This is a genomic window from Tropicimonas omnivorans (genome assembly GCF_031846565.1).
Taxonomy (GTDB): domain Bacteria; phylum Pseudomonadota; class Alphaproteobacteria; order Rhodobacterales; family Rhodobacteraceae; genus Tropicimonas_B; species Tropicimonas_B omnivorans.
Genome location: NZ_JAVRHL010000001.1, coordinates 523562 through 544759, shown reverse-complemented (window position 1 = coordinate 544759; position 21198 = coordinate 523562). Strand labels below are relative to the sequence as shown.

Here is a 21198-nt window from a genome sequence, read left to right as displayed (position 1 = left end):
AGATGGCGATCACCTCCGCCAACCAGCTTGAACTGTTGCAGACCGCCGAGGCCGTCGCTCGCGAGAAGATGATCGATCCGGGCCTCGTCGTGGACGCGATGGAGGAGAGCCTCGCGCGCGCCGCGAAGTCCCGCTACGGCGCCGAAATGGATATCCGCGTCTCGATCGACCGCCGCACCGGCCGGGCGACCTTCACGCGCGTGCGCACCGTGGTCGAGGACGAGGAGCTGGAGAACTACCAGGCCGAGCTGACCGTCGAGCAGGCGCGCCAGCATCTCTCAGACCCCAAGGTCGGCGACGAGATCCGCGACGAGGTCCCGCCCGTCGAGATGGGCCGGATCGCCGCCCAGTCGGCCAAGCAGGTGATCCTGCAGAAGGTCCGCGAGGCCGAGCGCGATCGGCAGTTCGAGGAGTTCAAGGACCGCGTCGGAACGATCATCAACGGCCAGGTGAAGCGCGAGGAATACGGCAACGTCATCGTCGATATCGGCCGTGGCGAAGGCATCCTGCGCCGCAACGAGAAGATCGGCCGCGAGGCCTACCGCATCGGCGATCGCATCCGCTGTTTCGTGAAGGACGTGCGTCGCGAAGTGCGCGGCCCGCAGATCTTCCTTTCCCGGACGGCGCCCGAGTTCATGTCCGAGCTGTTCAAGATGGAAGTGCCCGAGATCTACGACGGCATCATCGAGATCAAGGCCGTGGCCCGCGATCCCGGCTCCCGCGCGAAGATCGGCGTCATCTCCTATGACAGCTCCATCGACCCTGTCGGCGCCTGCGTCGGCATGAGGGGCAGCCGCGTCCAGGCCGTGGTGAACGAACTTCAGGGCGAGAAGATCGACATCATCCCCTGGAACGAGGACCTGCCGACGTTCCTGGTGAACGCGCTTCAGCCGGCCGAGGTCTCCAAGGTCGTTCTGGACGAGGAAGCCGAGCGCATCGAGGTCGTCGTGCCGGACGAGCAGCTGTCGCTCGCCATCGGTCGCCGCGGCCAGAACGTGCGCCTCGCCTCGCAGCTTACCGGCCTCGACATCGACATCCTCACCGAGGAGGAGGAGAGCCAGCGTCGTCAGGCCGAGTTCGAGAGCCGCACGCAGCTCTTCATGGATACGCTGGACCTCGACGAATTCTTCGCCCAGCTTCTCGTCGCCGAAGGGTTCACGAACCTCGAGGAAGTCGCCTATGTCGAGCTGGACGAGCTTCTCGTCATCGATGGCGTGGACGACGGCACTGCCGAAGAACTCCAGGCCCGCGCCCGTGACTATCTCGAGGAACAGAACCGCAAGGCACTCGAAGCCGCGCGCGAACTCGGTGTCGAACAGTCCCTCATTGATTTTGCCGGCCTCACGCCCCAAATGATCGAGGCGCTCGCCAAGGACGACGTGAAGTCCCTCGAGGACTTCGCCACCTGCGCCGACTGGGAACTTGCCGGCGGCTGGACGACGACCAACGGAGAGCGCGTCAAGGACGACGGCGTCCTCGAACCCTTCGGCCTCTCTCTCGCCGAGGCTCAGGATCTCGTGATGACCGCCCGGGTCCAGCTCGGCTGGGTCGATCCCGAGGAACTGGCGGGAAGCGCCGAGGACGAGGGCGAAGAAGGCGACGCGGAGGCCGAAGAGGCGAGTGACGGAGAGACCGGGGCCTGATCGGCCTCGGGAGGTCCGGACGATGAGTAGAGGTGGTCGCGACAAGGACCGGGATGGAATCCCCGAACGGCGCTGCGCCGCGACGGGCAACACCCTTCCGATCTCGGAGATGATCCGCTTCGTCGTCGGTCCCGAAGACGAAGCGGTACCCGACCTGGCCGGCAAGTTGCCCGGCCGGGGCATCTGGATCACCGCGGACCTGACCGCGCTGCGGCTCGCGGTGAAGAAGAAGGCCTTTGCCCGATCGGCCAAGGCGCCCGTCACGGCCCCGGCAGACCTGCCGGAGCGGGTCGAGGCGCTGATGGCCGCCCGGGTGGTGGACCTGCTGTCGATGGCCCGGAAGGCCGGACACGCGGTCTGCGGATACGAGAAAGTGAAGGGATGGATCGAGACCGGCCGCGCCCGGGTCCTGATCCAGGCCTCTGACGGGTCCGAGCGGGGCAAGACGAAACTCCGCGCCGGACCGGAGATGGGTCGGTCGATCGGCTGCCTGACGGCCCGGGAATTGGGTTTGTCCTTTGGCCGGGACCATGCAATACACGCCGCGCTGGCCGCTGGCGGACTCGCCAGGCGTATTGTAGAAGACGCCTCGAGGCTATCCGGTCTGCGCCAAGATCACGGAGCCGATGCTCCGGAAAGGACGAATGGATCGCATGAGCGAGAATGACGGCAAGAAGACACTCGGACTGCGTAGTGGACCCCGGTCGGGGCAAGTGAAGCAGAGCTTCAGCCATGGCCGCACGAAGAACGTGGTCGTCGAGACGAAGCGCAAGCGGGTCGTGGTTCCCAAGCCCGGCGCGCCCGGAGGGAAGACCGGCGGTGCCGGCCCTGCTCCCGCGGGCGATCCCTCGCGCCGTCCCGCTGGCATTTCCGACGCGGAGATGGAACGCCGCATGAAGGCACTCGCCGCCGCCAAGGCGCGCGAGTCCGAAGATGCTGAGCGCCGCGCCGCCGAGGAGAAGGCGCGCGACGAAGAACGCCAGCGTCGCCGCGATGAAGCCGAGGCCAAGGAACGCGAAGAGCGCGAGCGCGAAGAGGCGCTGAAGGCGAAAGCCGAGGCCGAAGAGCGCGCGCGCCAGGAAGCGGAAGCCGAGAAGCGCCGCGCCAAGGAAGCGAGCGCGAAGCCGGCCGCATCCGCCGCACCCAGTTCCGCCGCCGCTGCCAGCCCCGCCGATGCGGAGGCCGCTCAGGGCCGGGCTGCCAAGGGCGGCGCCACGGGACCCCGCAAGACGGACCGCGACGATCGCCGCGACCGCGATCAGAAAAGCGGCAAGGGCGGCGAAAAGGGCGACCGCCGGTCCGGCAAGCTCACCCTGAACCAGGCTCTGTCCGGGAACGAGGGCGGGCGGCAACGCTCCCTCGCCCAGATGAAGCGGAAGCAGGAACGTGCGCGCCAGAAGGCGATGGGCCAGAACGAGGCGCGCGAAAAGGTCGTGCGCGAGGTGAGGCTCCCCGAGGCGATCGTCGTCTCCGAACTCGCGAACCGCATGGCCGAACGCGTGTCCGATGTGGTCAAGGCGCTGATGCAGAACGGCATCATGGCGACCCAGAACCAGACGATCGACGCCGATACGGCCGAGCTCATCATCGAAGATTTCGGCCACCGCTCGCAGCGGGTGTCCGATTCGGACGTCGAAGACGTGCTGCACTCGGTCGACGACAAGGCCGAGGAACTCCAGCCGCGTGCGCCCGTCATCACCGTGATGGGCCACGTCGATCACGGCAAGACGTCGCTCCTCGACGCCATCCGCAGTGAGAAGGTCGTCTCCGGCGAAGCCGGCGGCATCACCCAGCATATCGGCGCCTACCAGGTGAAAGCCGACAATGGCACGACGCTGACCTTCCTCGACACGCCGGGCCACGCCGCCTTCACCTCCATGCGGGCCCGTGGCGCGCAGGTGACGGATATCGTGGTCCTGGTTGTCGCCGCGGACGATGCGGTCATGCCGCAGACCATCGAGGCGATCCATCATGCGAAAGCGGCCGGCGTTCCGATGATCGTGGCGATCAACAAGATCGACAAATACGATGCGACGCCGGACAAGGTCCGCACGGATCTGCTCCAGCACGAGGTGATCGTCGAGAAGATGTCCGGCGATGTTCAGGACGTGGAAGTCTCGGCGATCTCCGGGCAGGGTCTCGACGCTCTTCTCGAGGCGATCTCCCTCCAGGCGGAACTCCTCGAACTGAAGGCGAATCCGAACCGGAACGCATCCGGTGCGGTGATCGAGGCGCAACTCGACGTCGGTCGCGGCCCGGTTGCCACGGTTCTCGTCCAGAACGGCACGCTGAAGCGCGGTGACATCTTCGTCGTCGGCGAGCAGTGGGGCAAGGTGCGGGCGCTGATCGACGACTCGGGCGACCGTGTCGATCAGGCCGGTCCCTCCGTCCCTGTCGAAGTTCTCGGCCTCAACGGCACGCCCGAGGCGGGCGACGTTCTCAACGTCGTCGAGACCGAAGCGCAGGCCCGCGAAATCGCCGAGTACCGCCAGAAGGCCGCGAAGGACAAGCGCGCCGCAGCCGGCGCAGCCACGACGCTCGATCAGCTGATGGCCAAGGCCAAGGCGGATCAGAACGTCTCCGAACTTCCGATCCTCGTGAAGGCGGACGTTCAGGGCTCTGCCGAGGCGATCGTCCAGGCGATGGAGAAGATCGGCAACGACGAGGTTCGCGTCCGCGTGCTGCATTCCGGTGTCGGCGCGATCACCGAGACGGATGTCGGCCTTGCCGAAGCGTCCGGCGCTCCGGTCATCGGCTTCAACGTCCGTGCCAACGCATCGGCGCGGAACACGGCGAACCAGAAGGGCGTGGAGATCCGCTACTACAGCGTGATCTACGACCTCGTGGACGACGTGAAAGCCGCTGCATCGGGCCTTCTGTCCGCCGAGGTTCGGGAGCACTTCATCGGCTACGCGGAGATCCGCGAAGTGTTCAAGGTGTCGAACGTCGGCAAGGTTGCCGGCTGTCTCGTGACCGAGGGCAACGCCCGCCGCGCTGCCGGTGTCCGTCTGCTGCGGGACAACGTCGTGATCCACGAAGGCAACCTCAAGACGCTCAAGCGGTTCAAGGACGAGGTCGCCGAGGTCCAGTCCGGCCAGGAATGCGGCATGGCCTTCGAGAACTACGAGGACATCCGCCCGGGCGATGTCATCGAGATCTTCGAGCGCGAAGAGGTCGAGCGAACGCTCGCCTGATCGCTACAGCGAGACTGCTACGGAAAAGCGCGTCGTCTCCGGACGGCGCGCTTTTTTCTTGCGGACCGAGGTTCCGGGGAGCTCGGGTCACTTGACGGACCTGCTGCCCCCCGTCCCCCCAAACGAAAACGGGGCGGCCCTGCGCAGGCCGCCCCGTTTTCATGAAGTCCGTTGATTGCCGCCGGCAACCGGAGTGCTGTCGCCGCGAGCGCGTGCTCTGCTGACTCAGGCCACGAGGGCGCGACTGACGGGCATTCCTTGATACAGCCGCTCGCCGACCTTCACGAGGATCTTCCCGTTGGCGAGATCCTGCACGAACGTGCCCTGAACGGAGACACAGCTCCCGACGATGATGGTTTTCAGCATTGGCTTCCCTCCGGCTGCATTGATGTCGTTCATAAACGTTAACGGCAACCGGATCGCGGATCACGTATAAAAAAGTCACATACTGTCAAATAACGCTTATTTTGCCGGCATTCACCGAAAAAGACACAGAATTTTCATCTTCAGGTGGAACAGGACGGGGCGCCGCGGCTTGTCATAGCCAGTCGCGCAAGATGGGGATGAGCGGGATATCCGCAGCGGGCATCGGATAGTCGCGGAGCTTCTGCGGTTTGACCCACGCCAAAGTCTGCCCTTCCTGCGCGGCAGGGATTCCCTCCCACTTCCTGCAGGCGAAGAGCGGCATGAGCAGGTGGAAGCTCTCGTAGGCGTGGCTTGCGAAGGTCAGGGGTGCGAGGCAACTCGACCAGGTGTCGATCCCCAGCTCCTCCTTCAGTTCACGGACCAGCGTCTCCTCGGGCGTCTCCCCAGCCTCGACCTTGCCGCCCGGAAATTCCCATAGCCCCGCCATGGACTTTCCCTCCGGGCGCTGCGCGAGCAGCACGCGTCCGTCCCTGTCGATCAGGGCGACCGCCGAAACGAGGAGGATCGTCACGACCGGTAATCGGCGTTGATGTCGATATAGGCGTGGGTGAGGTCGCAGGTCCATGCCGTGAACGCGCCGGATGCGAGGCCGAGATCGACGGCGATGCGAAGGTCCTGCCCTTTCATGTAGGCGGCCGCGGTGTCCTCGCTGTAATCGGGGGAAACCCATCCCTTCTCGGCAACGAGAATGTCACCGAAGCGGATGGTGAGAGCGTCCCGATCTGCTTCGGCTCCGGACTTGCCGACGGCCATGACGACGCGCCCCCAGTTGGGATCTTCCCCGGCGATGGCGGTCTTCACGAGCGGGGAATTGGCGATGGACAGCGCGACGCGCCTGGCATCGGCGTCGTCCCTGGCGCCGGACACGGCCACCTCGACGAACTTGGTGGCCCCCTCTCCGTCCCGCACGACCTGATGCGCAAGGTCGAGCATCACGGCATGAAGCGCCTCTGCGAAGGCCGTGCCGGTCGCGCTGACAGCCTCCTCCACGCGAGCGGGGCCCTTGCCGGTCGCGGCGAGCATGAGGCTGTCGGAGGTCGAGGTGTCGCCGTCCACCGTGATCGCGTTGAAGGTGGAGGGCGTGGCACCGGCCAGAATCTCCTGGAGGAGGGGCTGCGGCACGGCGGCGTCGGTGAAGATGTAGACGAGCATGGTCGCCATGTCGGGCGCGATCATGCCGGACCCCTTGGCGAAGCCGGCGATGCGGATCGGGCCGGCCTCCGTCTCGATCACGCGGCCTGCGCCCTTGGGATAGGTATCCGTCGTCATGATCGCGCGGGCCGCATCTTCGCCCGCATCTTCGGAGAGGTTGGTCGAGAGGGTTTGGAGTGCGGCCACGATCCTGTCATGCGCCAGCCGCTCCCCGATCACGCCGGTAGACGCGGTGAAGACACGCGAGGCCGGAAGATCCAGAACGCCTGCGACGCCGGCACAGACGGCCTCGACCGAGTCATCCCCGGCACGGCCCGTGAAGGCGTTCGCATTGCCGGAATTGACCAGAATGGCCGCCCCCAGGTCGCTTTCCGCCGGCGCGGCGAGCTTGGATTGGCAGTCGAGCACTGAAGAGGACCGCGTGGCGGAGGTGGTGAACACCCCCGCCACGGTGCTGCCCGGCGCGAGCCGGCACAGCATGACGTCGGTTCGGCCGGCATAGCGGACGCCCGCTGCCGCCGTCGCGAAGGACGCACCCTCGATCACGGGCAGGTCCGGAAAGCTCGCGGGAGCGAGCGGCGAGACGGGCAGCTTACCGGCCATGGAGCGCTCTTACTCCTGAACGAGGTTGAGGTCGCCGAGGATGGACGGGTCGATCTCGGCCTCGCTCTCCTCGACATCGGCACCGGAGACGGCGTCGGCAACGTATTGCTGCACGGCGTTCTGCTCGACCTGCGCGGCCAGCTCGGCGCGGACGTCCTCGACCGCCGGCGCATCCTGCATCCGGGTCTCGTTCAGCTTGACAACGTGCCAGCCGAACTGGGTCTGGACGGGATCGGAGACGTCGCCCTCTTCCATGCCGGTCACGGCCTCCTCGAATTCGGGGACCATCATGCCTGGACCGAACCAGCCGAGCTCGCCGCCGGACGGGCCGGAGGGCCCGGTGCTGCGCTCCTGCGCGAGGGTGGCGAAATCGGCGCCCTCCTCGAGTTCGGTCTTCAGCGTCTGCGCCTCTTCCTCGGTCTCGACGAGGATGTGCGATGCGTTCCACTCGCGGGTGGGCTCGGCATCGGAATACTGCGCGTCGTAGGCCTCCTGGATCGCCTCGTCCGTCACGGCGTCTTCCGCCACGGAGAGAAGAACCTCGCCGGCCATCAGGGCGCTGCGCTGGTTGGCAAGGGTCAGCTCGGTCAGGCGGGACGGCTCGTCGGCCTCCTGGCTGAGAACGGTCTGCTGCACGAGTTGGTCGAGGACGCCCTGAAACAGCACCTCGGGCGGGAGCTGCTGGTACTGCTGCGGCAGGGTGGAGCGGGCGACGATCATGTTGCCCACGGTGATCTCGGTACCGTTCACGGTGGCGACGACGGTATCGGCCGTCACGTCGCCGCCGGTGGAGGCGCCTTCGGCGGTCTCGTCCTGAGCGGCGGCGGGCATGGCCAGGGCCAGTGTGAGCAATCCGGCCGTCCAGGGTGCTGTGATGACTCGCGTCATGTGGTCTCCTTCCCTGCCGCGATCGTGCGCGGCGTTGACACTGATGGGGGCGGACCTTACATCGCCCTTGCCTCGGCAGGGGCCGGTGCCGCCGTTTCGTCCGCTACTTAGGGCCGCGCGTAGAGGCGGGCAACCGTCCCGCCGACCAGAAGCACAGGCGGGAGCGCACATGATGGGTATCGGCTCGATCGCGAAGAAGGTTTTCGGCACGGCCAATGACCGCAAGGTCAAGGCGTCGCGCCCGATCGTCGCGAAGATCAACGATCTGGAGCCCGAGTTCGAGGCCCTGTCCGACGAGGACCTCAAGGCCCGCACCGGAGCCCTAGCCGAGCGCGCTCGGGGCGGCGAAAGCCTCGATGACCTGCTCCCCGAAGCCTTCGCCAACTGCCGGGAGGCGGGCAAGCGTGCCCTCGGCCTCCGCGCGTTCGACGTGCAGCTCCTCGGCGGCCTCTTCATGCACCAGGGTAACATTGCCGAGATGAAGACGGGCGAGGGCAAGACGCTCGTCGCCACCTTCCCGGCCTATCTGAACGCCCTGAGCGGCAAGGGCGTCCATATCGTCACGGTGAACGACTACCTCGCGAAGCGCGACGCGGAGTGGATGAGCAAGGTCTACGGCATGCTCGGCCTGACGACCGGCGTCGTCTATCCCCAACAGCCCGAAGAGGAAAAGCGGCAGGCCTATGCCGCGGACATCACCTACGCCACGAACAACGAGCTCGGCTTCGACTACCTCCGGGACAACATGAAGTCCGAGCTGAAGGACATGGCGCAGCGCGGGCACAACTTCGCCATCGTGGACGAGGTCGACTCCATCCTGATCGACGAGGCCCGCACGCCCCTGATCATCTCCGGCCCCTCCCAGGACCGCTCGGACCTCTACCGCTCGGTGGACCAGATCGTCCCGGAGCTGACGGACGAGCACTTCACCCTCGACGAGAAGACGCGGAACGTCACCTTCACCGACGAGGGCAACGAGTTCCTAGAACAGCGGCTCCTCGCCGCCGGGATCCTGCCGGAAGGCCAGAGCCTCTACGATCCCGAAAGCACCACCGTGGTGCACCACGTCAACCAGGGCCTCAAAGCGCACAAGCTCTTCCAGCGGGACAAGGACTACATCGTCCGCGATGGCGACATCGTGCTGATCGACGAGTTCACCGGACGCATGATGGCCGGCCGGCGCCTGTCCGACGGCCTGCACCAGGCGATCGAGGCCAAGGAAGGCGTGGAGATCAAGCCCGAGAACGTGACCCTCGCCTCGGTCACCTTCCAGAACTATTTCCGCCTCTACGACAAGCTCGGCGGCATGACCGGCACCGCGCTCACAGAGGCCGACGAATTCGCCGAGATCTACAAGCTCGGTGTCGTCGAGGTTCCGACGAACCGGCCGATCGCCCGGGAGGACGAACACGACGCGGTCTACCGGACGGCCGGCGAGAAATACACGGCCGTGGTCCAGACCATCAAGGAAGCCTACGAGCGGCGCCAGCCTGTCCTCGTCGGCACCACCTCCATCGAGAAGTCGGAAATGCTCTCCGACCTGCTCAAGAAGGAGGACATCCGCCACAACGTCCTGAACGCCCGGCAGCATGAGCAGGAGGCGCAGATCGTCGCCGATGCCGGCAAGCTCGGCGCAGTGACCATCGCCACCAACATGGCCGGCCGCGGTACGGACATCCAGCTTGGCGGCAATGTCGACATGAAGGTGCTCGAAGCGCTCGAGGCAGATCCCCAGGCCGATCCCGAGGAGGTTCGCGCCCGGATCGAGGCCCAGCATCGCGGTGAGAAGGACAAGGTGCTGGAAGCGGGCGGCCTCTTCGTCCTCGCCACCGAGCGGCACGAAAGCCGCCGGATCGACAACCAGCTTCGTGGCCGCTCGGGCCGTCAGGGCGACCCTGGCCGCTCGTCCTTCTTCCTCTCCCTCGAGGACGACCTGATGCGGATCTTCGGCTCCGAGCGGCTGGACAAGGTCCTGTCGACGCTCGGGATGAAGGAGGGCGAGGCCATCGTTCACCCGTGGGTGAACAAGAGCCTCGAGCGCGCCCAGGCGAAGGTCGAGGGTCGCAACTTCGATATCCGCAAGCAGCTCCTCAAGTTCGACGACGTGATGAACGATCAGCGCAAGGTGATCTTCAGCCAGCGCCGCGAAATCATGGAAGCGGCCGACCTCGCGGAGATCGTGGGCGACATGCGCCACCAGGTCATCGACGACCTCGTGGCCGAGCACATGCCTCCGAAGACCTATGCCGACCAGTGGGATACCGACGGCCTCGAAACCCAGGCGAAGGAACTTCTGGGCCTGGATGTGCCCATCGGCGCCTGGGCCGCCGAGGAAGGCGTGGCGGACGAGGACATCCGCGATCGCCTCGACGAGGCGTCCGACAAGATGATGGCGGAAAAAGCCGAAATCTTCGGTCAGGACACCATGCGCTCCATCGAGAAGCAGATCCTGCTCCAAACCATCGATGCGAAGTGGCGCGAGCACCTTCTGACGCTGGAGCATCTGCGGTCCGTCGTTGGCTTCCGTGGCTACGCGCAGCGTGATCCGCTGAACGAGTACAAGACCGAGGGCTTCCAGCTCTTCGAATCCATGCTCGATTCGCTGCGAACGGACGTGACCAAGAAGCTCGCCAACATCCGGCCGATCTCCCAGGAAGAGCAGCAGGATATGCTCCGCCAGATGGTCGCCCAGCAACGCGCGAAGCGGGGGGAGGAGGGGGCTGCTCCGGCCGAGACACGCGCCGAAGCGGAAGCCGACGCCGCGCCCGGCACCGTCGCTGCGGGCGCGGAGCCCCGTCCCGCCGAGACGACGGAGACCGCCGGTTTCGACGAGACCGACAGCTCGACCTGGGGTAATCCCTCCCGGAACGACCCCTGCCCCTGTGGGTCGGGCAAGAAGTTCAAGCACTGCCACGGCCAGCTGGTCTGAGCGGCATTTTCGCGCGCGTCAGGCGCCAAATGACCTGACGCGCGTCAAGATCCTGCCGCCTTTCATGCCCATCTGTCTGGCTCGAACCGCCATGCGGACGAGGAGGCACGATATGACACAGGCCCGTACGACGTTCATCGCCGCGACCGCGCTCGCCCTGTCCATGGGCGTCGCGGACGAGGCGCGCGCAGGCTGGTCCGACTGGTCGTTTCCGAACGTTTTCGGCGCGGGGCCGGCGGAAGCATCGGCACCGGAAGATGGCGGAATTGCCCTGCCTTCGGAGCCGCGTGCAGCCTCCCTTCCCGACGCGCCCGAGCCGGACCTGCTGAGCCTGCGCCTGTCGGCGTCGACCACCGATATGGCCGTGGCGGATCCGGGTGCGGATCTCAACGATTACGGGCTGGACTGCGACGCTGCTCTGGCCCTGGCGCCGGGTGAGGAGAACACCGTTTCTCTGTCGATCTCTGCGCCCTGCTATCCCAATTCGGCCGCCAGCATCGAGCATGAAGGCCTCTCGTTTTCCGTGCGGCTGGACGAGGCGGGCGAGCTGGACCTCGCAGTTCCCGCCCTGTCGCAGACCGCCTCCTTCGCCCTCACGCTTCCCGATGGCGCCCGCACGACCTCGCGGATCGCGCTCGAGACGTCCGGCCCCGCCCGCATTGCGCTTCAGTCGGGCAGCGGAATCGACCTGCGGTCGGGAGACGACGCGCAGAGCGTCATCCGTCTGGGAGATGCGAGCATCCCCGGCGGCGCCCTCCTCCAGGTGTTCACCTACCCCGCAGAGGATGCACCCGCGGTCACCATCGACGCGGAGATCACGCTTGCAAGCTGTGGCCGCCGGCTCGGCGCTCTCGCCGTCCTGAAGGATAGCGGCGCTGACGCAGGTGAGCCCGCCCGCGTGACGCTGACCATGCCCGGCTGCGATGCGGTAGGCGATCTGCTCGTCATGCCTGTCCCGGCGCCGGTCACGGACGCGGCGGAGCGCGAGGTCGCAGAGGCCGAAGCCGGCTGAACCTCAGAGGTAGCTCTCCGCCCGGAAGCTCAGCTCCCGCTCCTTGCCGACGATGATATGGTCGTGCAGCACGAGACCGAGGGCCCGGGCTGCATCGTCGATGGCCGCTGTCATCTGGATATCCGCGGAGGAGGGGGTCGGATCGCCAGAGGGGTGGTTGTGCACGATTATGAGTGCACTCGCATTCAGCTCGAGCGCCCGTTTCACGACCTCCCGGGGATAGACGGGGACGTGATCCACCGTCCCTTCGGCCTGCTCCTCATCGGCGATCAGGACGTTCTTGCGGTCGAGGTAAAGCACGCGGAACTGCTCGGTCTCCCGGTGCGCCATGGCGGTGTGACAATAATCGATCAGCTCGGTCCAGCCCGACAGGATCGGCCGCTGCATGATCTTCGAGCGCGCCATGCGGTGGGCGGCGGCTTCCATGATCTTGAAGTCCGTCACGATGGCGTCCCCCACCCCGTCCACCGCCCGCAGCCGCTGTGCCGGCGCGGAGAGGACGCGGTTGAAGTCTCCGAACGTGTCGAGCAGGAGCCGGGCGAGGGGTTTCACGTCCTGCCGGGGGATGGTGCGGAAAAGCAGCAGCTCCAGCAGTTCGTAATCCGGCATCGCCGCCGCACCGCCCGACAGGAAGCGCTCCCGCAGCCTTTTGCGATGCCCCTTGATGTAGGAGGGAGGCCCGCCCCGCGGAGACCAGTCGCTCTGCACGGGCGCGTCTGATTTGACCTCCCGGCGCCGGGGGGCGCCCTGGGCGGATGCGCCCCGGAACAGGCCGGGTGACAGCTCTCTGAAGAGGTTCAACGCGTTCATGGCACCGTTGTGCCAGCGCGGTGGTAAACGCCCGCTTAAGCGCGAAGCGGGCGTCTACAGATTGATCGGCCGGGTCAGCCCTTCATGCCGTCCCAGAAGCTTCGCACCTTGCGGAAGAAGTTGGACGAGTTGGGATTGTTCGCCTCCTCGCCGATCTTCTCGAACTCCCGCAGGAGCTCCTTCTGGCGCGATGTCAGGCTGACGGGCGTCTCGACGGACAGCTCGATGAACATATCCCCCGTTCCCGCACCGCGCAGGGCCGGCATCCCCTTGGAGCGCAGGCGCATCTGCCGTCCGGACTGGCTGCCGGCCGGGACCTTCACGCGAGACCGTCCTCCGTCGATCGTCGGCACCTCTATGTCGCCGCCGAGTGCCGCCGTGGTGACGGAGACCGGAACACTGCAATAGAGATGCGCGCCATCACGCTGGAAGAGGTCATGCTCCGCCACGTCGATGAAGATGTAGAGATCGCCGGTCGGGCCGCCACGCAGCCCCGCCTCCCCCTCTCCGGCAAGCCGGATGCGGGTGCCGGTCTCGACGCCGGCGGGAATGTTCACGGAAAGCGACCGGTTCTTCTCGATCCGGCCCGCGCCGCCGCATTCATTACAGGGATTCTTGACGATCTGGCCCACGCCGGAACAGGTCGGGCAGACGCGCTCCACGGTGAAGAAGCCCTGCTGCGCGCGGACCTTGCCCATGCCGGAGCAGGTCGGGCAGGTGACGGGCTCTGCGCCGCCTTCGGCCCCGGTGCCCCCACAGGAGCCGCAGGCCACCGCGGTCGGAACCTGGATCTGCTTCTGGGTGCCGGTGAACGCGTCCTCGAGCGGGATCTGAAGATTGTAGCGCAGGTCGGAGCCGCGCGCCGCGCGCTGCCGTCCGCCGGCGCCGCCGCGCCCGCCCATGAAATCTCCGAAGAGATCGTCGAACACGTCGGAGAAGGCGGAGGCGAAATCGCCCTGCTGGCCGAAGCCGCCGCGCGCGCCGCCGGGGCGCCCGCCCCCCATGCCACCTTCGAAGGCGGCGTGACCGAAGCGATCATAAGCCGCCTTGCGCTCGGGATCCTTCAACGCGTCGTAGGCCTCGTTCACTTCCTTGAACTGGGCCTCGGCATCGGGATTGTCGGAGTTGCGGTCGGGGTGAAGCTCCTTCGCCTTGCGGCGATAGGCTTTCTTGAGTTCATCGGCATCGGCACCGCGGGCAACGCCGAGAACTTCATAGAAATCGCGTTTGGCCATCGGCATTTACCTTGTCACACGAAAAAGACGAGGACCGGCCCGGGATCGGGCCGGCCCAGAGAAAGGTCAGGACGGACCGGCGCTCACGAGTTGCGCTTGTCGTCGCCCAGATCCTCGAAATCGGCGTCGACGATGTCCTCGTCCACGTTGCGGGGGTCTTCCCCCTCATCGGACGAATCATCGCCGCCGTCCGCCTTTTCCTGCTCGGACTTGTAGATCGCCTCCCCGAGCTTCATCGCGGCCTCGGTCAGGTTCTGGATGCCGGACTTGATCTTGCCGACGTCCTCGTTCTGAAGGGCCTCCTCGAGCGGTTGCATCGCCAGCTCGATCGCCTCGACGGTGGACTGGTCGACCTTGTCGCCATGCTCCTCGAGGGACTTCTTCGTGGAGTGCACGAGGCTCTCGCCCTGGTTCTTCGTCTCGACGAGCTCGCGGCGGTCCTTGTCGGCCTCGGCGTTCTCCTCGGCCTCCTTGACCATGTTCTGGATCTCGTCGTCGGAAAGACCGCCGGACGCCTGGATCGTGATCTTCTGCTCGCGCCCGGTGCCCTTGTCCTTGGCCGACACCGAGACGATGCCGTTGGCGTCGATGTCGAAGGTCACCTCGATCTGCGGCATGCCGCGCGGCGCGGGCGGGATGTCTTCCAGGTTGAACTGGCCGAGCATCTTGTTGTCCGCGGCCATCTCGCGCTCGCCCTGGAAGACCCGGATCGTCACGGCGCCCTGGTTGTCCTCGGCGGTCGAGAAGACCTGGCTCTTCTTGGTCGGGATCGTGGTGTTGCGATCGATCAGCCGGGTGAACACGCCGCCCAGGGTCTCGATGCCCAGGGAGAGCGGGGTCACGTCGAGCAGGACCACGTCCTTCACGTCACCTTGGAGGACACCGGCCTGAATCGCCGCACCGAGCGCCACGACCTCGTCCGGGTTCACGCCCTTGTGGGGCTCCTTGCCGAAGAACTTCGTCACTTCCTCGACGACGCGGGGCATCCGCGTCATGCCGCCGACGAGGACGACCTCGTCGATCTCGCCGGTAGACATGCCGGCATCCTTGAGCGCCGCCTTGCAGGGCCCGATGGAGGCCTTGATCAGATCGCCCACGAGGCTCTCCAGCTTCGCACGCGTCAGTTTCATGACCATGTGAAGCGGCTGGCCGCCCTTGGGGTCCATCGAGATGAACGGCTGATTGATCTCGGTCTGCTGGCTGGAGGACAGCTCGATCTTGGCCTTTTCCGCAGCTTCCTTGAGCCGCTGAAGGGCCATCTTGTCCTTCGTCAGGTCGACGCCGTTCTCTTTTTTGAACTCGGCGGCGAGGTAATTGACGATCGTCATGTCGAAGTCTTCGCCGCCGAGGAACGTGTCCCCGTTGGTGGACTTCACCTCGAAGAGGCCGTCGTCGATCTCGAGGATCGTGATGTCGAAGGTACCGCCGCCGAGGTCATAGACCGCGATCGTCTTGGATTCCTTCTTGTCGAGACCGTAGGCCAGCGCGGCGGCCGTCGGCTCGTTGATGATGCGCAGGACTTCGAGGCCGGCGATCTTGCCCGCGTCCTTCGTCGCCTGACGCTGCTGGTCGTTGAAGTAGGCCGGGACGGTGATGACCGCCTGGGTCACTTCCTCGCCGAGATAGGACTCGGCGGTCTCCTTCATCTTCTGCAGGATGAAGGCACTGATCTGGCTCGGAGAATAGCGCTCGCCGCGGGATTCGACCCACGCGTCGCCATTACCGCCGTCGACCACGTCGTACGGCAGGTTCTTCTTGTCCTTCGCGATATCCTCGTCGTCGAAGCGACGCCCGATCAGGCGCTTGACGGCGAAGATCGTGTTGGTCGGGTTGGTCACGGCCTGCCGCTTCGCGGATTGGCCGACCAGACGCTCTTCCTCGGTGAAGGCGACGATGGACGGGGTCGTCCGTGCGCCTTCGACGTTCTCCACGACCTTGGGCTGCGCACCGTCCATGATGGCGATGCAGCTGTTGGTGGTCCCAAGGTCGATCCCGATGACTTTGGCCATGTATTTCTACCTCTTCTCTTCGGCGATTTTGTGGGCGCGGGCCCTCTTGGAGGCACCCGCCCCCGATCCCTGTCCGCCCCTCCGGTTCCCGGCGCGGCGACGGAGCGTATATAGGGAGGGCGCTTTGGGGCTGCAACGCCCCCTCCCCGACCGATCTGGAGGTCAATCGTGGATCTTTTCGGAGAAGCTGCCCCGCCGCGGGACATTCGCGGGGTGATCGTGCACCCCGGCCTTCTGGACCGCGCCGCACAGGAGGCGCTGGTTCGCGATGTGCGGACGCTCGTCGAGGCGGCACCGCTCTTCCGACCCGAAACGCGGCGTGGGCAGAAGATGAGCGTGCGCATGACGTCGGCCGGATCCGTGGGCTGGGTCAGCGACAGGCGGGGCTATCGCTACGAGCCGCAACATCCCGCAGGCGTGCCCTGGCCCGCCATTCCCCGGTCCGTTCTCGCGATCTGGGACGAGGTGGCCGGCGTGGACCGCCAGCCGGACACCTGTCTCGTCAATTTTTACGATGCGGATGCGAAGATGGGGATGCACCAGGACCGGGACGAGGCGGATCTGCGCTGGCCCGTCGTTTCGATCAGCCTCGGAGACGAGGCGCTGTTCCGCATCGGGAACGAGGAGCGCGGCGGCAGGACCCAGTCGCTATGGCTGCGCTCGGGAGACGTGGCCGTGCTGGGCGGAGAGGGCCGTATGCTCCACCACGGGATCGACCGGATCCGGGCGGGCAGCTCGGATCTGCTGGCCGGAGGCGGACGGCTGAACCTCACGTTGCGGGTGGCCGGCGCCTAGGGCCGGAGCGTGCAACAGCCGCGAAGATAGGCGCCCGCGCCCGGCATGGTCCCGATGAGAGCTGCGCGGATGCCGTACGCCCGGTCGCTCATGCCGTCCGAACATTCCTGCCGCTCCAGGAGGACGTCGAACCCCGCGCCCACCCCACCGAACGTCAGAAGGGTCGCATCCTCTGCACTCGCCTCGACGCGGCCGTGCAACTGCGTCTCGCGCTCCGGCACCGAGAAGACGGGGCTTTCGTTCAAGCTGAGTGACCAGAACGGCTCCGTGCCCGAGCAGCGCAGCGGCATCGGGAATCCATCTCCCTGTCCCGGCTGCCGCGCGAGATAGTCGAGCGACGCCCATCCACGCGTCTCGGGCAGGGACACGAGGCCCCATCCGCCGGAGCGGCGCACGATCTCGACGCCCGTCTCGTCCGGCGCAAGGGTGGCCACCAGCGAAGCGGACGCCTCGGGCCCCGCCCGCACGTTCAGAACATCGTTCGCCCCGACGCCCCTGACATCGTAGAGCGCCGGCAGCTCGCCCTGCGCGCCCGCCGCCGAGGCGGCCAGCAGCATGAAGAGGGCCGCCGCGACCCGCATCACCGTTTCGCCTGCCAGCTCAGCGAGGCGTTTCGCCGGGTGTAGAACTCACCCAGAAGGCCGATGAAAATGAGGATCAGGGACACGACGAGCGGATATGTCGTGTTCGAGTAATGCGGATTGTAGTTGATGAAGACGAACCCGCGGGACTGGTCGATGATGTGGAAGATCGGATTCCAGGTGAACATCACCAGCATGTATCCCGGCAACTGGTTCGCCACGAACATCTTGCCCGATGCGATCATGTTCGCGCGGGAATAGATCGTCGTCATCAGTTTCACGAAGCCCGGAAACCAGGGCCGGATCGCGAGAAGCACCATCCCGACGGCGACGCCCGAGAACCACGCCAGAAGGACCATCGCCATGGCGCCGATCGGATCGTCGATCGTGATCGGGTTCATCGCGATGTGGTAGAAGCCGAGGACCACCGCCATGGACAGCACCTGGATGTAGAGCGAGGTCAGCGCCGCGGCGGAGATCGAGATCACCGTGTTCATGGGCGCGTGCTTCATCATCGGGGACGCCGGCCCTTCGGACGAGGCGACGGCGCTCATCGCCTTCGTGTGCGTCATGTAGAGGAAGATCCCGGACATGATGTAGAGCAGGAAATCGCCCCGGATCGCCGAGCTCTTCATGCCGAGAACGGTGAACATGAAGTAGAACGCGCCGACGAAGATCACCGTCTGCATCACGTTCAGCGCGAGCCCGATGACGGCGTTGCCATGCTCCTTGCGAAGCGTGCGGACTATGGAGTGATAGGTCAGCTCCCACAGCACGAGGGCGGAGTGGAGCGCCGAGGGCGGCCGGTCCGAGGAGCTGTGCATCGTCATCTCGAGATCCCGTGGCGTCATGTCCGGCCGTCGCGCCCGGCACAACGGGGGCGCCCGCTTGCACGGAATACGACCAATTCCTTGCCGTTCCTTTACCTGTTGACGATAAGGAGAACACGCCCATCGGGTCAACGAACGGATTGGAGAGCGCCTTGGATCATGACCGCCTCGTCACAGTGATGCGACGCCTCGCGCTTCAGGCGGGCGCCCGGATCATGGAGATCTACGCCGCGCCCGATTTCGAGGTGCGCTCCAAGTCGGATGCAAGCCCGGTCACCGAAGCGGACGAGGCGGCGGACGCGCTGATCTCCGCCGGCCTGACGGAGGCGTTCCCGGATACGCTGGTCGTGACCGAGGAGCAGGCCGAGAGCCACACCGAGAGCGCGGAGGCCTTCCTCATCGTCGATCCGCTCGACGGCACGAAGGAGTTCGTCCAGCGCCGCGGCGATTTCACGGTCAACATCGCCTATGTCGAGAACGGCGTTCCCGTGCGCGGCGTGGTCTACGCCCCGGCCCGGAAACGTCTGTTCTACACGCTGGCCGATGGCAGCGCCGTCGAGGAGACGGGCGATCACGCGCTGGACAGGGCCGGGGAGACGACGCCCCTTGCCGTCAAGACGCCGGACAACGGCGCCCTCGTCGTCGTCGCGTCCAAGTCCCACCGCGATGCGGCGACGGATGCCTATATCGGCCAGTTCTCGGTCGCGGACATGACGAGCGCCGGGTCTTCCCTCAAGTTCTGCCTCGTCGCGGCGGGGGAGGCGGACCTCTATCCCCGGCTCGGCCGCACCATGGAGTGGGACACGGCCGCTGGGGACGCGGTCCTGCGCGGCGCCGGCGGGAAGATGATCCGCTTCGACGACCACGCCCCCTTCGCCTACGGCAAGCCCGGCTACGAGAACCCGTTCTTCATCGCCCATGCGCCCGGCGTCGATCTGCCGGCCCCGGAAGGCGCGGCGGAATGAGCGTCCTCGTCGTCATCCCCGCCCGCTACGCCTCCGAACGCTATCCCGGAAAGCCTCTCGTGCCCCTGCGCGGCGCGTCCGGCCGGCAGGCGACCCTCGTTCAGCGCACGTGGGAAGCCGCGCGCGGGATCGACGGCGTCTCCCGCGTCGTGGTCGCCACCGATGACGACCGGATCCGCGAGGCCGCCGAGGGATTCGGCGCCGAGGTGGTGATGACCAGTTCCGACTGCCGCAACGGGACCGAGCGGTGCGCCGAAGCGTCCGACGCGCTCGGCGGCGGATTCGAGATGGTGGTGAACCTCCAGGGGGATGCACCGCTGACCCCGCGCTGGTTCATTCCCGAGACCATCGAAGGCCTGCGCGCCGCTCCGGATGCCGGCGCCGCGACACCGGTGATCCGTTGCGATGCGGAAACGCTGAACGGGCTCAAGATGGACAGGCAGGCAGGCCGCGTCGGAGGAACCACCGCCATCTTCGACCGCGATCACCGCGCACTCTACTTCTCCAAGGAAGTGGTCCCCTATACCGCCGACGCGGAGAAGGCCGCGGCGGTCTTTCATCACGTCGGCCTCTACGCCTACCGGCCCGAGGCGCTCACCGATTATCCCCGCTGGGACATCGGCCCGCTCGAGCGCACAGAGGGGCTCGAACAGCTCCGCTTCCTCGAAAACGGCCGCACCATGAGCTGCGTCGAGGTGGAGACGCGGGGGCGCCAGTTCTGGGAGCTGAACAACCCCTCCGACGTGACCCGCCTCGAGGAAATGATGGCCACGATGGGGATGGAGTGATCGCGGGCCTGCCCACACTCTCCGTCATCGTCGTCAGCCGTCAGAGGCCGGAGCACCTGCGCCTCTGCGTCGAGAGCCTCGCACGGCAGACCCATGGCGCGCTCGAGCTGATCGTCGTCACCGACCCCGCGGGCGAGCCGTCGGTCGAGCATCTGCGCGGCCGGATCAAGCTCGCCCGGTTCGACGTCGCGAATATCTCCGAGGCCCGGAATACCGGTCTCGCCCTTGCCGCGGGCGACGTAGTTGCCTTCATCGACGACGATGCGGTGGCCGAACCGCTCTGGGCCGAGCGCCTCGCCGCCCCGTTTGCCGATCCGCGCGTGAGCTGCGCCACCGGGCCCGTTCTGGGGCGGAACGGCATTTCCCCGCAATGGACGCCGGTCCGCGTGGGCCGGGACGGGCTGGACCTGCCGCTCAAGGACGGTGTGCTCTTCGGTCCCGGCTCGGACGGCTCGGCGGTGAAGACGGTCGGCACCAACTGCGCCTTCCGTCGCGCCGATCTCGTCGCCATCGGTGGGTTCGACCCGGCCTTCCGCTACTATCTCGACGAGACGGACGTGAACCAGCGGCTCGCCCGCCTGGGCGCCTACACCGCCATCGCGAAGGACGCCGTGGTGCATCACGCCGCCGCCGCGAACGCCACGCGCACGCAGAGCCGCGCCCCGGCGGACCTCGGCCCCGTCGGGGCCAGCGTCGCCGCGTTTCTCGCACGGCACTGCGAGCCGAAGGAGCGTGAGGGCGCCCTCGCCGCGCACCGCGCCCTTCAGGAGAGCCGTCTGAGGGCACATGCCGCCGCGCGCCGCCTGAGACGCCGGGATATCGCCGCGCTTCTGGAGACGTTCGACCGGGGCGCGGCCGAACCGGCGCAGAGCCCTGCTCCCAATCTTCGCGCCAGCCGGATGGACGCCCCCCCGCCATTCACCCCGCTGCCGCCGCCCCCCCTGACCCACACCGTCCTCGCCGGGCGGACGTGGCAGATCCGGGCGCTGATGGCGAAGGCGAAGGCGGCGGCGAAGGCCGGCGGCACAGTATCGCTCTACGTCTTCTCTCCCACGGGACGACCGCATTCCGTGCGTTTCGTCCGGCCCGGGATCTGGCTGCAGCGCGGGGGCCTCTTCGGCCGCTCCGACAGGGACACGCCGCGGCTCCGCCTCGTCAGCTTCCCGGAGCGTCTCTCTGCCGAAGTGGCCCGCACCGAGGCCGTGCGGGGGACGCCGACATCGGCGGGGGATGCCGCATTGCGGCGCATTTCATTGAAATCGCAAGACACTGTCGGAACTAGGGCCTAGAATGAGGCATTGACCGGTCGCCGGTCGCACTGCCCGGCGCCGACCGAAA

General features: G+C 66.6%; 18 protein-coding genes. 9 read left to right on the top strand and 9 right to left on the bottom strand.

Going from position 1 to position 21198, the window contains the following annotated elements; genetic code table 11:
- Positions 1–2: 2 nt before the first annotated feature.
- From nusA to infB, 3 genes are read left to right on the top strand one after another with little or no spacing between them, the layout of a single operon-like run.
- Positions 3–1643 (top strand): transcription termination factor NusA, encoded by a 1641-nt coding sequence (nusA, locus tag RM543_RS02685; protein WP_311689352.1) that lies wholly within the window; start codon positions 3–5, stop codon positions 1641–1643.
- A gap of 22 nt (positions 1644–1665) precedes the next feature.
- Positions 1666–2310, top strand: a complete 645-nt coding sequence (locus tag RM543_RS02680) for an RNA-binding protein (RefSeq protein WP_311689351.1) — start codon at positions 1666–1668, stop codon at positions 2308–2310.
- Positions 2297–4837 carry a translation initiation factor IF-2 gene (gene infB, locus RM543_RS02675; protein ID WP_311689350.1) on the top strand — a complete coding sequence of 847 codons (2541 nt, stop codon included), beginning with the start codon at positions 2297–2299 and terminating at the stop codon, positions 4835–4837. The genes RM543_RS02680 and infB overlap by 14 nt, the downstream gene beginning before the upstream one ends.
- Before the next feature lie 225 nt (positions 4838–5062).
- Here infB and RM543_RS02670 read toward each other — a convergent pair whose 3' ends face one another.
- The 4 genes from RM543_RS02670 to RM543_RS02655 form a co-directional block, all read right to left on the bottom strand.
- Positions 5063–5203: a hypothetical protein gene (locus tag RM543_RS02670; protein WP_311689349.1), complete on the bottom strand. Its 141-nt coding sequence runs from the start codon at positions 5201–5203 to the stop codon at positions 5063–5065.
- Between the two features lie 172 nt (positions 5204–5375).
- Positions 5376–5774, bottom strand: coding sequence for a (deoxy)nucleoside triphosphate pyrophosphohydrolase (locus tag RM543_RS02665; protein WP_311689348.1), 399 nt, complete (start codon positions 5772–5774; stop codon positions 5376–5378).
- A complete protein-coding gene (argJ, locus tag RM543_RS02660; protein ID WP_311689347.1) occupies positions 5771–7018 on the bottom strand; it encodes a bifunctional glutamate N-acetyltransferase/amino-acid acetyltransferase ArgJ in 1248 nt (415 codons plus the stop codon). The genes RM543_RS02665 and argJ overlap by 4 nt, the downstream gene beginning before the upstream one ends.
- A gap of 9 nt (positions 7019–7027) precedes the next feature.
- On the bottom strand, positions 7028–7906 hold the full coding sequence (locus tag RM543_RS02655) for a foldase protein PrsA (protein ID WP_311689346.1): 879 nt from the start codon (positions 7904–7906) through the stop codon (positions 7028–7030).
- Positions 7907–8075: 169 nt separating this feature from the next.
- Here RM543_RS02655 and secA point away from each other — a divergent pair, with 169 nt between their 5' ends.
- Both secA and RM543_RS02645 read left to right on the top strand, forming a co-directional pair.
- Positions 8076–10835 (top strand): preprotein translocase subunit SecA, encoded by a 2760-nt coding sequence (gene secA, locus RM543_RS02650; RefSeq protein ID WP_311689345.1) that lies wholly within the window; start codon positions 8076–8078, stop codon positions 10833–10835.
- Positions 10836–10947: 112 nt separating this feature from the next.
- Positions 10948–11847 (top strand): hypothetical protein, encoded by a 900-nt coding sequence (locus RM543_RS02645; RefSeq protein ID WP_311689344.1) that lies wholly within the window; start codon positions 10948–10950, stop codon positions 11845–11847.
- 3 nt (positions 11848–11850) lie between these two features.
- Here RM543_RS02645 and radC read toward each other — a convergent pair whose 3' ends face one another.
- From radC to dnaK, 3 genes are all read right to left on the bottom strand, one after another.
- Entirely contained in the window at positions 11851–12657 is an 807-nt protein-coding gene (radC, locus tag RM543_RS02640; RefSeq protein ID WP_432280425.1) for a RadC family protein, read from the bottom strand.
- 74 nt (positions 12658–12731) lie between these two features.
- On the bottom strand, positions 12732–13892 hold the full coding sequence (gene dnaJ, locus RM543_RS02635) for a molecular chaperone DnaJ (RefSeq protein ID WP_311689343.1): 1161 nt from the start codon (positions 13890–13892) through the stop codon (positions 12732–12734).
- A gap of 83 nt (positions 13893–13975) precedes the next feature.
- On the bottom strand, positions 13976–15901 hold the full coding sequence (gene dnaK, locus RM543_RS02630) for a molecular chaperone DnaK (protein ID WP_311689342.1): 1926 nt from the start codon (positions 15899–15901) through the stop codon (positions 13976–13978).
- Positions 15902–16069: 168 nt separating this feature from the next.
- Between dnaK and RM543_RS02625 the strand changes: the two genes are divergently transcribed.
- Positions 16070–16696 carry an alpha-ketoglutarate-dependent dioxygenase AlkB family protein gene (locus RM543_RS02625; RefSeq protein WP_311689341.1) on the top strand — a complete coding sequence of 209 codons (627 nt, stop codon included), beginning with the start codon at positions 16070–16072 and terminating at the stop codon, positions 16694–16696.
- On the opposite strand, the gene RM543_RS02620 is transcribed toward RM543_RS02625, so the two are convergent.
- Positions 16693–17277, bottom strand: coding sequence for a COG3650 family protein (locus RM543_RS02620; protein WP_311689340.1), 585 nt, complete (start codon positions 17275–17277; stop codon positions 16693–16695). The genes RM543_RS02625 and RM543_RS02620 overlap by 4 nt on opposite strands.
- On the bottom strand, positions 17277–18101 hold the full coding sequence (locus tag RM543_RS02615) for an ABC transporter permease (RefSeq protein ID WP_311689850.1): 825 nt from the start codon (positions 18099–18101) through the stop codon (positions 17277–17279). Before RM543_RS02615 ends, RM543_RS02620 begins: the two co-directional genes overlap by 1 nt.
- Positions 18102–18259: 158 nt before the next feature.
- Here RM543_RS02615 and cysQ point away from each other — a divergent pair, with 158 nt between their 5' ends.
- From cysQ to RM543_RS02600, 3 genes are read left to right on the top strand one after another with little or no spacing between them, the layout of a single operon-like run.
- Positions 18260–19072, top strand: a complete 813-nt coding sequence (gene cysQ / locus RM543_RS02610; RefSeq protein ID WP_311689339.1) for a 3'(2'),5'-bisphosphate nucleotidase CysQ — start codon at positions 18260–18262, stop codon at positions 19070–19072.
- Positions 19069–19860 carry a 3-deoxy-manno-octulosonate cytidylyltransferase gene (locus RM543_RS02605; RefSeq protein WP_311689338.1) on the top strand — a complete coding sequence of 264 codons (792 nt, stop codon included), beginning with the start codon at positions 19069–19071 and terminating at the stop codon, positions 19858–19860. Before cysQ ends, RM543_RS02605 begins: the two co-directional genes overlap by 4 nt.
- The gene (locus tag RM543_RS02600; RefSeq protein WP_311689337.1) at positions 19857–21149 is read left to right on the top strand and encodes a glycosyltransferase family 2 protein; all 1293 of its coding nucleotides are present in this window, start codon (positions 19857–19859) and stop codon (positions 21147–21149) included. The genes RM543_RS02605 and RM543_RS02600 overlap by 4 nt, the downstream gene beginning before the upstream one ends.
- Positions 21150–21198 lie beyond the last annotated feature (49 nt).

Bases quoted from the DNA above. Each gene is read 5' to 3' on its own strand.
- RM543_RS02680 (WP_311689351.1), top strand. From the start codon at position 1,666: ATGAGTAGAGGTGGTCGCGACAAGGACCGGGATGGAATCCCCGAACGG.
- nusA (WP_311689352.1), top strand. From the start codon at position 3: ATGGCGATCACCTCCGCCAACCAGCTTGAACTGTTGCAGACCGCCGAG.
- RM543_RS02670 (WP_311689349.1), bottom strand. From the start codon at position 5,203: ATGCTGAAAACCATCATCGTCGGGAGCTGTGTCTCCGTTCAGGGCACG.
- radC (WP_432280425.1), bottom strand. From the start codon at position 12,657: ATGAACGCGTTGAACCTCTTCAGAGAGCTGTCACCCGGCCTGTTCCGG.
- RM543_RS02615 (WP_311689850.1), bottom strand. From the start codon at position 18,101: ATGCACAGCTCCTCGGACCGGCCGCCCTCGGCGCTCCACTCCGCCCTC.
- RM543_RS02645 (WP_311689344.1), top strand. From the start codon at position 10,948: ATGACACAGGCCCGTACGACGTTCATCGCCGCGACCGCGCTCGCCCTG.
- dnaJ (WP_311689343.1), bottom strand. From the start codon at position 13,892: ATGGCCAAACGCGATTTCTATGAAGTTCTCGGCGTTGCCCGCGGTGCC.
- RM543_RS02605 (WP_311689338.1), top strand. From the start codon at position 19,069: ATGAGCGTCCTCGTCGTCATCCCCGCCCGCTACGCCTCCGAACGCTAT.
- RM543_RS02620 (WP_311689340.1), bottom strand. From the start codon at position 17,277: ATGCGGGTCGCGGCGGCCCTCTTCATGCTGCTGGCCGCCTCGGCGGCG.
- dnaK (WP_311689342.1), bottom strand. From the start codon at position 15,901: ATGGCCAAAGTCATCGGGATCGACCTTGGGACCACCAACAGCTGCATC.
- argJ (WP_311689347.1), bottom strand. From the start codon at position 7,018: ATGGCCGGTAAGCTGCCCGTCTCGCCGCTCGCTCCCGCGAGCTTTCCG.
- RM543_RS02655 (WP_311689346.1), bottom strand. From the start codon at position 7,906: ATGACGCGAGTCATCACAGCACCCTGGACGGCCGGATTGCTCACACTG.
- infB (WP_311689350.1), top strand. From the start codon at position 2,297: ATGAGCGAGAATGACGGCAAGAAGACACTCGGACTGCGTAGTGGACCC.
- secA (WP_311689345.1), top strand. From the start codon at position 8,076: ATGATGGGTATCGGCTCGATCGCGAAGAAGGTTTTCGGCACGGCCAAT.